Source organism: Dermatophilaceae bacterium Soc4.6, assembly GCA_039889245.1.
In the GTDB taxonomy this organism is placed as follows: Bacteria; Actinomycetota; Actinomycetes; order Actinomycetales; family Dermatophilaceae; genus Lapillicoccus.
Genome location: JAZGVH010000002.1, coordinates 710,945 through 723,694 on the forward strand (window position 1 = coordinate 710,945; position 12,750 = coordinate 723,694).

The 12,750-nt window shown below is 73.3% G+C and carries 13 protein-coding genes; 3 read left to right on the top strand and 10 right to left on the bottom strand.

Going from position 1 to position 12,750, the window contains the following annotated elements; all coding sequences use genetic code 11:
* Positions 1-78: 78 nt before the first annotated feature.
* The 9 genes from V3N99_03400 to V3N99_03440 form a co-directional block, all read right to left on the bottom strand.
* A complete protein-coding gene (locus V3N99_03400) occupies positions 79-2,022 on the bottom strand; it encodes a M3 family metallopeptidase (GenBank protein MEO3935786.1) in 1,944 nt (647 codons plus the stop codon).
* 9 nt (positions 2,023-2,031) lie between these two features.
* Positions 2,032-2,916, bottom strand: a complete 885-nt coding sequence (mutM, locus tag V3N99_03405) for a bifunctional DNA-formamidopyrimidine glycosylase/DNA-(apurinic or apyrimidinic site) lyase (protein MEO3935787.1) — start codon at positions 2,914-2,916, stop codon at positions 2,032-2,034.
* A 15-nt stretch (positions 2,917-2,931) separates the two neighbouring features.
* Positions 2,932-3,759, bottom strand: a complete 828-nt coding sequence (gene rnc / locus V3N99_03410; protein ID MEO3935788.1) for a ribonuclease III — start codon at positions 3,757-3,759, stop codon at positions 2,932-2,934.
* 9 nt (positions 3,760-3,768) lie between these two features.
* Positions 3,769-3,963 carry a 50S ribosomal protein L32 gene (gene rpmF / locus V3N99_03415; protein MEO3935789.1) on the bottom strand — a complete coding sequence of 65 codons (195 nt, stop codon included), beginning with the start codon at positions 3,961-3,963 and terminating at the stop codon, positions 3,769-3,771.
* A gap of 1 nt (position 3,964) precedes the next feature.
* Positions 3,965-4,552 carry a YceD family protein gene (locus V3N99_03420; protein MEO3935790.1) on the bottom strand — a complete coding sequence of 196 codons (588 nt, stop codon included), beginning with the start codon at positions 4,550-4,552 and terminating at the stop codon, positions 3,965-3,967.
* A 94-nt stretch (positions 4,553-4,646) separates the two neighbouring features.
* Positions 4,647-5,159, bottom strand: a complete 513-nt coding sequence (gene coaD, locus V3N99_03425) for a pantetheine-phosphate adenylyltransferase (GenBank protein ID MEO3935791.1) — start codon at positions 5,157-5,159, stop codon at positions 4,647-4,649.
* A 35-nt stretch (positions 5,160-5,194) separates the two neighbouring features.
* Entirely contained in the window at positions 5,195-5,785 is a 591-nt protein-coding gene (gene rsmD, locus V3N99_03430) for a 16S rRNA (guanine(966)-N(2))-methyltransferase RsmD (protein MEO3935792.1), read from the bottom strand.
* A gap of 97 nt (positions 5,786-5,882) precedes the next feature.
* Entirely contained in the window at positions 5,883-8,222 is a 2,340-nt protein-coding gene (locus V3N99_03435; GenBank protein MEO3935793.1) for an ATP-dependent DNA helicase RecG, read from the bottom strand.
* A gap of 2 nt (positions 8,223-8,224) precedes the next feature.
* Positions 8,225-9,964, bottom strand: a complete 1,740-nt coding sequence (locus V3N99_03440; GenBank protein ID MEO3935794.1) for a DAK2 domain-containing protein — start codon at positions 9,962-9,964, stop codon at positions 8,225-8,227.
* Between the two features lie 234 nt (positions 9,965-10,198).
* On the opposite strand from V3N99_03440, the gene rpmB reads away from it, so the two are divergent.
* On the top strand, positions 10,199-10,384 hold the full coding sequence (gene rpmB, locus V3N99_03445) for a 50S ribosomal protein L28 (protein MEO3935795.1): 186 nt from the start codon (positions 10,199-10,201) through the stop codon (positions 10,382-10,384).
* 387 nt (positions 10,385-10,771) lie between these two features.
* On the opposite strand, the gene thiL is transcribed toward rpmB, so the two are convergent.
* Positions 10,772-11,845, bottom strand: coding sequence for a thiamine-phosphate kinase (gene thiL / locus V3N99_03450; GenBank protein ID MEO3935796.1), 1,074 nt, complete (start codon positions 11,843-11,845; stop codon positions 10,772-10,774).
* Between the two features lie 138 nt (positions 11,846-11,983).
* Here thiL and V3N99_03455 point away from each other — a divergent pair, with 138 nt between their 5' ends.
* The gene (locus V3N99_03455) at positions 11,984-12,217 is read left to right on the top strand and encodes an Lrp/AsnC ligand binding domain-containing protein (protein ID MEO3935797.1); all 234 of its coding nucleotides are present in this window, start codon (positions 11,984-11,986) and stop codon (positions 12,215-12,217) included.
* A gap of 54 nt (positions 12,218-12,271) precedes the next feature.
* Entirely contained in the window at positions 12,272-12,739 is a 468-nt protein-coding gene (locus tag V3N99_03460; GenBank protein ID MEO3935798.1) for a DUF3515 family protein, read from the top strand.
* The last annotated feature ends 11 nt before the right edge of the window (positions 12,740-12,750 follow it).

The window sequence follows — 12,750 nt, forward strand, 5'->3', positions numbered from 1 at the left end:
TCGCTCTCGCTGGGGTGGAGGACAGCCGGGAACGGGCCTCCGCACCTCGCCCCATACCCCGCGAGGGCGGGGTCTATCTCACTGTGCCAGCCACGCGGCATACGCGTCGAAGGTGTACTCCCGTCCGAGGAAGTCGGCGACGAGGTCGGCCGCGTCCTGCTGCCCCCCTCGCGCGAGCACCAGGTCGCGGTAGCGGTGGGCCACCTCGGGGGCGAAGAGGTCGGCCGCATCGAATGCGCTGAACATGTCCTTGGCGATCACGAGCGACCACATGTAGGTGTAGTAGCCCGAGCCGTAGCCCTCGAGGTGGCCGAAGCTGGCGGGCATGTGCGTGCCCTCGATGAAGGGGAAGAGCGAGTACTTCGCCTGCAGCACCTTCGTCGCCTCGGTGAGGTCCTCGGGGTTGTCGACGTGGAACCAGTAGGACATCGCGGCGTAGAACATCTGCGTGCGCGCGAAGTAGCCCTTGCCGAAGTCGTCGGCCGTGCGCATCCGCTCGACGAGGTCGGCGGGGATCTGCTCACCGGCCGGGTTGAGCGCGAAGGTGCGCAGCACGGCGGGGTCCCACGCCCACTCCTCGAGCATCTGGCTCGGCGCCTCGACGAAGTCCCACTCGGTCGAGACCCCCGAGAAGCGCGCCCACCGGCCCTGCCCGGCGAGCACGTGGTGCACGAGGTGACCGAACTCGTGAAAGAGCGTGACGACATCGGAGTGCTCCATCAGGCCCCGCGGGAAGTTGCAGACCAGCACGCCCTCGGCGAGCTGGTCGACGTCGCCGGCCCCGCGCACCCCGCGAGCGAGGTCGAACTGAGCCGCGTGCTTGTACTTCCCGTCGCGCGGGTGCAGGTCGAGGTAGATGCGCCCCTGCGAGCCGGCTGCCTCGTCGTCGGTGAGGAAGACGTCGTAGGCCGCGACCCCCTCGTCCCACACGACCGCGTCGGTCGCCGGGCGGTAGGTCAGCCCGAAGAGCCGGCCGGTCACCTCGAGCAGTCCCTGGCGCACCCGGGAGAAGTCGAAGTAGGTGCGCACCGTCTGGGCGTCGACGTCGAAGCGCTCCCGACGCACGGCCTCGGCGTAGTAGCCCTGGTCGGCGGCGTCGATCGTCTCGGCCCCCGGCACGTCCTCACGCATCCGGGCCAGCAGCACCTCGCGGTCGCGCTCCCCCGACTCGAGCGCGGCGTCGGCGATCTTGTCGATGAAGACGGGGATCGCCGGCCCCTGCTTGATCATCTTGACCTCGGCGTCGAAGGCGGCCCAGTCGGCGTAGCCCAGGAGGCCGGCGTGCTCCTTGCGGATGTCGAACAGCCGGTGCAGCAGCCCGTCGTTGGCCGGCCAGCCCCGGTTGAGGAAAGCGACCCGCAGCTCGCGCCGGGTGGCCGCGTCACGCCCGAAGGTCGCGAAGGGGATGACGTCGGGGTAGTCGGTCGTCAGCGTGACGAGCCCGTCGTCGCCGACCGGGTGCGCGTCGACCCAGTCCTGCGGCAGGCCGTCGAGCTGCTCGGGCCGCACGGTGATGGTGCGCACGTCGTCGCGGATGTTCTTGCTGAACTCCTGCCCGACCAGGGTGGCTTCCTGCGAGAGCTGGGTGATCCGCTCACGGGTGGCCTCGTCGCGGTCGACGCCGGCCCGGTGGAAGTCGAGCAGCTCCTTCTCCAGCAGCCGGGCAGCGAGCGGGTCGAGACCCGAGGGGTCGACCCCCGACAGCACGGCATACAGGTCGGCGTCGAGGCTGAGCTCGGTGCCGAGCCTCTGCACCTCCTGCATCGCCGACTCGGCGCGGGTGCGCACAGCCTCCAGCGGGTGGACCTCGCTGAAGAGAGAAGCGGCGGAGCCGACGTTGCCGAGGGCGATGCTGATGGCGTTCCACTGCTCGACGACGGCGAGGGCCTCGGCGGGCGGGTCGGCCTTGAGGGCCGCGACCAGGGTGCGGGCCCGGTCGAGCTCGGTGGCACACCGCTGGTCGAGCCAGCGCTCGGCGTCGTCGGCAGCGGGCAGGGACAGGGGGCTGGGCGCACTCGTCACCGGCGAAGCCTAGCCCGGCCTCTGCCTCGGGCGCGGCTGGCATCGCGGGCACGAGTAGGACGAGCGGTTCATGAACGCCTCGCGGCGGATGGGGGTCCCGCACCGGCGGCACGCACGGCCCTCTTGGCCGTAGGCCGCCAGCGAGCGGTCGAAGTAGCCCGAGGCGCCGTTGACGTTGACGTAGAGCGCGTCGAAGCTCGTGCCGCCCTGCCCCAGCGCCTCGAGCATGACCTCGCGAGCGTGCCCCAGCAGCCGGTGCAGGGTCGGCTTGGTCAGCGACGACGCCGGTCGCCCACCGTGCACCTGCGCTCGCCACAGCGACTCGTCGGCGTAGATGTTGCCGATCCCCGAAACCAGTCCTTGGTCGAGCAGCAGCCGCTTGACCGCGCTGTCACGGGTCTTCATCCGCCGCACCACGGCCGCCTCGTCGTACGCGGCCTCGAGGGGGTCGGGAGCGATGTGGGCCACGGTCTCGGGGATGCCGTCCTCACCGATCTCGGCCAGCGCCATGCCCCCGAAGGTGCGCTGGTCGACGAACCGCAGCTGAGGCCCGTCGTCGTCGAAGCGGAAGCGGGCGTGCAGGTGCTTCTCGTCGGGGGCGTCGGCCTGCTCCACCAGCAGCTGCCCGCTCATCCCGAGGTGCATCTGCAGGGCCTGGGCCTGTCGAGCCTGCGCCTGCGGGTCGGGCGCCTCGAGCACCAGCCACAGGTACTTCCCCCGGCGGCGGGCGTCGGCGACGGTCCACCCGGTCACCCGCCGCGCCAGGTCGACCGGACCGGCGACGTGGCGGCGGGCCACCCGGGCGCCGAGGAACTCGGCCGACGAGATCCGCCGGCCGACGACGTGGTCGGCCAGGCCGCGACGCACGACCTCGACCTCCGGCAGCTCAGGCACGCGGAACGGCCCGGGTCAGGAGCCGGAGTCGTCGTGCTCGGCGGCCGCCGACGAGGCCGACGTGGTCGCAGCGGCCGAGGCGAGGTGGCCCCGGCCCTGGGCCGCCGTGCCGGGGGTGCCGGCGCGCCGGGCGTTGAGCACGACCCAGGCCTGCTCGGCCGCCTGCTGCTCGGCTTCCTTCTTGCTGCGCCCGGTGCCCTCGCCGAGCACCTCGTCACCGATCAGGACGTAGGCGCTGAAGGTCTTCGCGTGGTCGGGACCGGTGCCGGTGAGGCGGTACTCGGGCGAGCCCGACCCCTCCGAGGCCGCGATCTCCTGCAGGCTGGTCTTCCAGTCGAGACCGGCACCGAGCGAGGCCGAGTGGGCCATCAGCGGGTCGAACAGGTGGTGCACGAACGTCTCGGCCCCCGGCATACCGACCGAGAGGAAGATCGTGCCGATCAACGCCTCCATCGAGTCGGCGAGGATCGAGGACTTGTCACGACCTCCGGTCGTCTCCTCGCCCCGACCCAGGAAGATGAAGTCACCGAGGTCGATCGTGCGAGCGACGTCGGCGAGCGCGCGCATGTTGACGACGGACGCCCGCAGCTTGGCCAGCTGACCCTCGGGCAGGTCGGGGTGCGTGCGGTAGAGCGAGTCGGTCACGATCAGCCCGAGCACCGAGTCGCCGAGGAACTCCTGGCGCTCGTTGTTGGGCAGGCCACCGTTCTCGTAGGCGAACGAGCGGTGGGTGAGGGAACGCACGAGCAGCGGCTCGTCGACGAGCTCATCGACCACCCCGAGGAGGTAGTCGATCAGCGCGCCGACGGGCCGCGGCAGGGATGCCGACGGCGGCGTCGTCACGGCGTGGGCTCAGCCCTGGTGCTCGGTGCGCTCCGCGGTGGCGTAGTGGCGCCCCTTGTAGGTCCCGCAGGAGGGGCAGGCGACGTGCGGGAGGGTGTTGTTCCCACAGCGCGGGCACGTGGTGAGCGTGGCCGCAGTCGTCTTCCAGTTGGCCCGGCGCGACCGGGTGTTGGAGCGCGAGGTCTTCCGCTTCGGGACGGCCACGTCAGGTCCTTCTCTCAGGTTCGGGTGTGTCCCCGCTGGAGTCCAGGAGGCCGCCGAGAGCGGCCCATCGGGGGTCGAGCACATCATGGTGGTGGTCGGGATCCTCCGCGAGCAGGGCTCCGCACTCGGAGCACAGCCCGGGGCAGTCGGCCCGACACACCGGCTGGAACGGCAGTGAGGGCACCACCGAGTCCCTGATGAGGGGGTCGAGGTCGATCATGTCCTCCTCGATCACCCGCATCTCGTCGTCGTCCGCCTCCGCGTCCACCTCGTGGTGGTGCGCAGACCGGTCGGAGTAGGCGAACAGCTCCTGGACACGAGCTGCCACCTGGTAGGTGGCGGTCTCCAGGCACCGCACGCAGGCTCCGGTCGCCGAGGCGCGCACCGAGCCACTCACGAAGACCCCTTCGACGACCGACTCCAGACGCAGGTCCAGCTCGACGGGCGTGCCCGTCGGGACGGAGATGACATCGGTGCCGAGGTCTTCCGGGGCCTCCACCTGGCGGCGGACCTCCGTCATCGTGCCCGGCCTACGCTGGAGCTCCCTGGTGTCGAGCACGAGGGGGCTGCGCGGGTCGAGACGAGTCATGGTGTCCAACGTCGAGGTGAAGAGGCTCGATCCACATCACGAACGGACGTAGACCGACTCCGAAGGTTACCCGAGCGCCGCGCCGTGCCCCAAATCAGGCCCGGCCCGCCCTCAGCTCGCGGTGCAGCGCGCCCAGCACGGCCTCGGGCACGAGCCCCCCGACGTCGCCGCCGTAGCGCACCACCTCCTTCACCAGCGAGCTCGACACGTGCTCGAAGCGGGGGTCGCCCGGCAGGAAGAGCGTCTCGACGCCGGTCAGGTGCTTGTTCATCAGCGCCATCGGCAGCTCGTAGGCGAAGTCGGTGCTCCCGCGCAGGCCCTTGACGATGGCCGTGGCCCCGACCTCGCGGCAGACGTCGACCAGCAGGCGGTCGGCGAAGGCCTCGACGCGCACCACTCCGTCGACCGGGCCACCCTCGGCCAGCCCGGCGTGGACCAGCTCCATCCGCTCAGGCACGCCGAAGGTGCCCGCCTTGGCCGGGTTGTGCAGGAGCGCGACGACGACCTCGTCGAAGAGGCTGGCGGCCCGTCGGATGACGTCGACGTGACCCAAGGTCACGGGGTCGAACGACCCCGGGCAGACACAGCGGCGCGGCGAGGTCGTCATGGCCGCACGCTACCGCCGACCGCACCCGTGTGCGGTCAGGCGGGGTCGGGCTCGGGCGCCACCTGGGCGGTCCACACCGTCGTCTCGCCGTGGCGCCGCTGGTCCTCCAGCACCAGGCCGGCCGGCCACGCGGGCTCGGGGCTGCGGGCGGAGCGCTCGACGACGACGAGGGCGTCGGGCGTCAGCCAGCCGCGCCCGACGAGCTGGGCGAGCACCGCGGCGAGGCGGTCCTGCGAGACGTCGTAGGGCGGGTCGAGCAGCACCACCCCCGCAGCCCGGCCGACCGGCCGGCCGGACAGCACCCGCTCGACCGTGTCGGCCCGGACCTGCACCTGCGCGGGGGCCAGGACGTCGGCGAGCGCCGCGGCGTTGGCGCGCGCCACCGCCGCCGCCCCCCGCGCCGACTCGACGAGCAGGACGTCGGTGGCACCCCGGGAGGCGCACTCGAGGCCGAGGGCACCCGACCCGGCATACAGGTCGAGCACGCGGGCGCCGCGCAGCACGTCGAGGTGCTCGAGCCGGGAAAAGAGGGCCTCGCGCACCCGGTCGGAGGTCGGCCGGGTGCCCGACCCGGCGGGGGTGCGCAGGCGGTGCCCGCGGGCGAGGCCGCTGATGATCCGGGTCACGCCCCCATCGTGGCGGACGGCCAGCGGCAGGGCGAGCCCACCCTTGCGTCCGCGCCGAAGGGGGCTGTAGGCAGCGTTGCCGCGGACGCTCCAGCGGCTATCCCCTCTCGAGGTAAGCGGCCTGCTCCTCGTCGAGCCGGGCCGCCACCCGCGCCGCGAGCACCGGGTGCTCGGCGAGCGTCGGGTCGGCCGCGACCAGGGCGGTGGCGTCCTCGCGGGCGTCGGAGATCACCTGCTCGTCGTCGCGGTTGCCCATCCGCAGGAAGCGGACCGAGGACGACCTCCCCGACTGGCGGGCGCCGAGCACGTCGCCCTCGCGGCGCAGCTGCAGGTCACGGCGCGCCAGCTCGAAGCCGTCGGTCGTGGACGCCACGGCTGCGAGCCGCTCACCCGCGGGACTCTCGGGGGGTGTCGGCGTGACCAGGAGGCACAGCCCCGGCGCCGATCCGCGCCCGATGCGGCCCCGCAGCTGGTGAAGCTGCGAGATGCCGAAGCGGTCGGCGTCCATCACGACCATCACGCTCGCGTTGGGCACGTCGACCCCGACCTCGATGACGGTCGTCGCGACCAGCACGTCGAGGTCGCCGGCGGCGAAGGCGCTCATGACGGCGTCCTTGGTCTCGGTGGGCATGCGGCCGTGGAGCACCCCGATGCTCAGCCCCCGCAGCGCAGGCTCCGCCAGCAGCTGCTCGGCGAGCTGCATCACGCCGACGAGCTCGCGCGGCGCCTCAGCCGGGGGATCCTCGCCGTCCTCGCGACCCTCCTGACGCTCGAGCTCCTCGGCATCGAGCAACGCCCAGTCCTCGTCGTCCCAGCCGTTGCCGTCGACGTCGCCTGCGCCCGCGGCCCGCGCCCCTGGCGCCTCGTCGTCACCGATCTTCGGGCAGACGACGAAGGCCTGCTGACCCCGGGCGACCTCCTCGGCCACCCGCTGCCAGGTGCGCTGGAGCCACGAGGGCACCGCCGCCGGCACGACGTGCGTGACGATGGGTGACCGCCCGCGCGGCAGCTCACGCAGGGTGGAGGTCTCCATGTCACCGAAGACGGTCATGGCCACCGTGCGCGGGATCGGCGTCGCCGTCATCACGAGCAGGTGCGGCGGGGTGTTGCCCTTCTCGCGCAGGGCATCGCGCTGCTCGACGCCGAAGCGGTGCTGCTCGTCGACCACCACCAGCGCCAGGTCGCGGAAGGCGACGTGCTTCTGGATCAGGGCGTGGGTGCCGACCACGATGCCGGCGTCGCCGGTGACGATGTCGTTGAGGGTGGATCGGCGCACGGAGGCCGGCTGGCCACCGGTCAGCAGGGCGACCCGGGTCCCCACGGTCGAACCGCCGAGCAGACCGCCCTCGGCGAGGTCGCCGAGCATGGCCCGGATGGAGCGGTGGTGCTGCACCGCGAGCACCTCGGTGGGAGCCAGCAGCGCGGCCTGACCCCCGGCGTCGACGACGGCCAGCATCGCCCGCAGCGCCACGATCGTCTTGCCCGAGCCCACCTCGCCCTGAAGCAGTCGGTGCATGGGCCGCTGGGCAGCGAGCTCACGCGTCAGCAGCGCGCCGATCTCGAGCTGACCCCCGGTGAGCTGGAACGGCAGCCGGGCCTCGAAGGCCTCGAGCACCCCGCCCGGCCGGGCGACCCGGCTGGTGCCCTCGAGGGCCTCCGTCGCCGCCCTTCGCTGGGCGAGGATGGTCTGCAGGACGAAGGCCTCGTCGTAGCGCAGCCGGTCGATGCCCACCCCCGGGTCGTCCTCGACCAGCGGCCGGTGCACCAGCCGCAGCGCCTCCTCGCGACCGACCAGCCCCCGCCGCGCCCGCACCTCGTCGGGCAGGGCCTCGCGCACCTCGCTGACGGAGTCGAGCGCGGTCACGACCATCCGCCGCAGCTTGAGCGAGGTCACCGTGCCGGTCGTGGAGTAGACCGGCACCTGGTGACGCGCCCACTCCTGCGCCAGCGCGCCGTCGAGGGCCGGGTCCGGCGTTCCGTCGGGGTCGACGAGCTCGAACGGGTCGCGCGGGTCGAGGTCGGCCACCTCGAGCATCTCGTACTCGGGATGCGTCAGCTGCCACTCCCCGCGGTAGCGCGACACCGCCCCGGCGAAGACACCGACCCGCCCGGGCACGATCTGGTCGGTGTGACCCCAGGCCTTGAAGAAGGTGAGCCCGAGCCGGTGCTGCCCGTCGGTGAGGACGGCCATCAGCATCTGCTGGCGGGGGTTGCGCGCCATCGCCCGGGTCCTGGCCTCGGCCACGCGAGCGACGACGATCGCCCACTCACCCTCGACGAGCGTGGTGAAGTCACTGAGTCGGCCCGGGTGCAGGTAGCGCCGCGGCACGAACTCGAAGAGGTCGCCGACGGTGCGGATCCCCTTGTTCTTCTCGAGCAGCGCCCCCGCCTTCTTGCCCGCCACGGCGATGACGGACGAGTCCTCGGTCAGCGCCACCGTCACTCCACCCCCACGAAGAGCGCGAAGACGGGCTGGCCGCCGTAGACCCGGGTCACGTCGACGCCGGGGAGGGCGCGCCGCGCCGCGGTCTCCACCACCTCGGCCAGCCCGGCCGGCGCCTGCTCGCCGACGACGAGGGTCACGAGCTCGCCTCCGTGCGCCAAGAGCGACGACACGAGCGCGATGGCGATGGTAGGCAGGTCATGACCCACGAGGGTGACCTCGCCGTCGACGAGGCCGAGCACGTCACCGACCCGACAGCGACCGGCAGGGGTGTCAGCCTCCCGGTTGGCGACCGTGACCGAGCCTCGTCTCGTCGCCGACGCCGCAGCACCCATGGTGGCGGCGTTGTCGTCGAGTCCGGCCTCGGGCAACCAGACCGCGAGCGCCGCAAGACCCTGGACGGCGGCCCGCGCCTGCGCGACCACCCGCACCGTGATCCCTTCCTCGGCCGCGACGCGGGCGGCCGCGTCGGCCGCCAGCACGGTGTCGCCGTCGTTGGGCAGCAGCAGCACCCGCGCGGCGCCGGTCGCTCGCACCGCGTCGAGCAGCTGGCCGGCCGAGGCGCGCCGCCGCGGAGCACTCGGCACCACCTGCGCCCCCGCGGTCGCGAAGAGCCGGGCCAGCCCCTCGCCGGCGGCACATGCGACGACGGCGGACCCGGTGCGCGACGAGGCCGGTTCGCCGTCGTGGGGCCGTCGGGCGGCGCCGCTGCCACGGTGCGTGTCGTCGCTGTCGTCGGCGAAGCGCGTGACCTCGAGGCGATGCGGCCGCCCGGCCTCGATCCCGGCCTCGATGGACGCGCCCACGGCGAAGGCGGTCTCGACGTGCACGTGCACCGTCCACCGTCCGCCCTCCCCCACCACGACGACCGAGTCGCCCAGGTCGCCCAGCCGGCCCCGCAGGGCGCCGACGCGCGCGTCGTCCGAGTCGTCGAGCACGTACATCACCTCGTAGGCCGCTGACGCCGGCGCGGGCGCCCCCTCGCCCTCCTGCTCGACCGCCGACTCCTCACGGAGCACCGGACGGCCTCTGGGTGCCCACCGCACGGTCGGGCGCGCCGGCCGGTCGGGGACTGGGCCCGCGCCCGCCCCCACGACGCGCTCGAGCGCCTCGAGCAGCAGGACGTACCCCGTGCCCCCGGCGTCGACGACGCCCGCACGGGCCAGGGCCGGCAGCTGCTCGGGGGTGTGTGCCAGCGCCTCGCGGGCGGCGTCGAGGACGGCCCGCACGACCACCACGAGGTCGTCACCGGCGAGGGCCCCGGCCCGGGCGGCTGCCCGCGAGACGCTGAGGATGGTGCCCTCCACCGGGCGCCCCACGCTGGCCCAGGCCAGCTCGTCGGCCCGCACGAGACCCCGCGCCACCCCGTCGCCCCCCAGGGCGGTAGCCCCGCTGCTCTCGATCTCGTCGGCCAGCCCGCAGAAGATCTGGCTCAGGATGACCCCGGAGTTGCCCCGCGCCGAGAGCAGCATGGCCCGCGCGAAGCCGCGGGAGCGGCGGGCCAGCTCGTCGGGCCGGGGGTTGGCGGCCGGCGCCGCCCCGGCAGCCAGGGCCCCGTCGATCGTCAGGAAGAGGTTGGTCCCCGTGTCACCGTCGGGGACCGGGTAGACGTTGAGGTCGTCGATCTCGGCCCGTCGCGCCGCGAAGTCACTACGGGCCAGGAGCACCCAGCGTCGCGCGGCGGCAGCGTCGAGGAGCGTGAGGGCCCCATCGCTGGTGGCCGACTGCGTCCCCACACGGCTCCTTCGGTGGCGGCGTGACCGGGCGGGCGACCGGCTTGCGTGGCAGGCTACCCGTCACGGGTGCACCTCGGCTCGGTCCACCCCGTCGGGCTCGCCGGTTTTGGTGCGCCCGCCCCCGTCGGCTACCCTTGCACGGTTGCCTTGACTGCGCCGCGACCCCGGTCGTGAGTGTGCGCTCGGCGGGCGAGTCCGCCCATTCCCTTCACCTCGATTTTCAGGAGATCCACCGTGGCTGCCACCTGCGACGTCTGCGGCAAGCGACCGTCCTTCGGACACAACATCTCGCACTCGCACCGTCGGACGAAGCGCCGTTGGAACCCCAACATCCAGCGCGTCAAGGCGATCGTGAAGTCGACGCCGACCCACCTCAACGTCTGCACCTCCTGCCTCAAGGCAGGCAAGGTCACTCGCTGAGCTGTCGGCCCTGCCGGGCCGTCACCCGACCTGACACGAGGCCGGCGCCCCACTGGGGGCGCCGGCCTCGTTCGGGTGCACCACCAGTGCGAGAGCGCGGCGTAGGGGTGGGACCCGTGGTCACCTCACATGACCGGGTCCCACCCACTATCGCTCCACGACGACCCCAACGCGGCGTCTTCGGGCCCTCACAGCCCATGCGCCACAGATCCCCACGGACCTGCTGTGTTCGTCGTCGACACCCTGCTCATCGGCACCCGGGCGATGCACCAAAGCGTTTTCGCCACAAAAGTTTTTCGTGGAACGAGCCATCTTCGTGCCCGCCCCAGGACCGGACCCTGACGTAGCCCACACCCAGCCCACACCCAGCCCCGACCGAGCGCACACCTAGCCCGCGAAGTGGTCCCAGCCGAGTGGTGCCTCCACCCGACCGCCGACGGTCACCCCTGCCGCCCCTGAGGCTCCGAGAGCCTCGACCCGCCCGAGCACGCGCCAGCCCGACGGCAGGCGGGTGCCGGGTGGGAAGGTCGCGAGCAGTGAGTGCTCCTCCCCGCCGCCGAGCACGCACTCGCGGGCCAGGTCCTGGCCCAGCACGGGCGTGAGCAGCGCGATGTCGGCCGCGAGGGCCGCCTCGTCGAGCGCCAGCACGACACCGCTCGCGCGGGCGACGCGGCCGGCGTCACGCAGCAGGCCGTCCGACAGGTCGAGCATCGAGGTCGCGCCCGCGTCGGAGGCCTGCGGGCCGGCCGGCAGCGGTGGCTGCGGCCGCCGCTGTCGCGCGACGGCCCGTGTCGCCACCGTGTCCGGGGGCGGGGCCCCCATCGGTGACGCGCCGCCCGACTCGACCACCGAGCCGGCCTCGAGCAGCCGCCATCCCGCGCCCGCCAGCCCGAGGCTGCCGGCGAGGGCGACGAGGTCGCCGGGGCAGGCGCCGGACCGTCGTACGGGGTCGCGTCCCTGCAGGTCGCCGAGCGCCGTCACCGACACCATGAGCGTGCCGCCCGGCGCCGACGACAGGTCGCCGCCGAGGACCACCACCTCGGCGCCGCGGGCCGCCTCCCCGATGCCGCGGGCGAGGTCGAGCACCCAGGCCACCGGTGTGGCCGGGTCGGCCACGAGCGTGAGCAGCAGCCCGGTCGGGACCGCCCCCATCGCGGCGACGTCGGCGAGGTTCTGGGCCACCACCTTGTGCCCGACGTCGGCGCCCGTCGACCACGCGTCACGCCAGTCACGGTCGCGCACCATGGTGTCGGTGGTCGCGACGACGGAGCCCGAGGCGGTGGCCAGCACGGCGGCGTCGTCGCCGGGCCCGAGCACCATCGGCCCGAAGCCCGCCGGGTCGGCTGAGGAGGCTGCCTCGGCTGCAGGGCCAAGGGGCGCCACCAGCGGGAAGATGAGGGCCAGCAGCTGCTCCTCCGACACGTCGGCCAGGGTGGCGCCGGGATTGCCGGGGTCCGGCACGATCGGTCTCCTTCTGTCCCCCGAGTCACGAGCGGGCACCCCGCACGGTAGCGTCACTCCTGCGCGACGACGCGCACCGGCCACGAGGTGCCGCCCCCCGGCGGCCCCGACCGGCACTGACGTCACGAGGAGCCCCCAGTGGTCCAGGCCTACATCCTGATTCAGACGGAGGTCGGCAAGGCTGCGACCGTGGCCGAGTCGGTCGGCGCGATCCCCGGGGTGGTCGTCGCCGAAGACGTCACCGGCCCCTATGACTGCATCGCCCGCGTCGAGGCCACCACCGTCGACGAGCTGGGCAAGCTGGTCATCGCCCGGATCCAGGACGTCCCCGGCATCACCCGCACCCTCACCTGCACGGTCGTCCACGTCTGAGCCTCGCCGGGTGAAGACGTCGCACGCCGGGGTCCTCATGATCAGGGGGTCCTCATGATCAGGGGGGTCCTCATGATCAGGGGGGTCCTCGGGCTCATCGCGGTCACGGGCGCCCTCGCTGGCTGCAGCTCCGCGGTCGACGTCACGGTGCCCTCCGCGGCCGGCTCGGCAGCCTGTGCGGCAGCAGCCCGCGAGTGGCCGTCCGACGTCTCGGGCCTCGCTGTCGTCACGACCTCTCCGAGCTCTCCCGCGGTGCGCGCCTGGGGTGACCCGTCCGTCATCGCCCGCTGCGGCGTCGCCGAGCCGGGCCCCTCGACCGACTGCCTGACCGTCGACGACGTCGACTGGGTGGTCACGCAGCTCAGCGACGGCGCGCGGTTCGTGACCTTCGGCCGGTCCCCCGCACTGGAGGTGCTGGTGCCTTCCGTGCACGCGGCCCCGGGCAACGAGGGCTCGCTCCTGCCCGTCTTCAGCGCTGCGGCCCGAGCACTGCCGGCCACCGGACGCGCCTGCAGCGGCTGAGGCCACCCCCG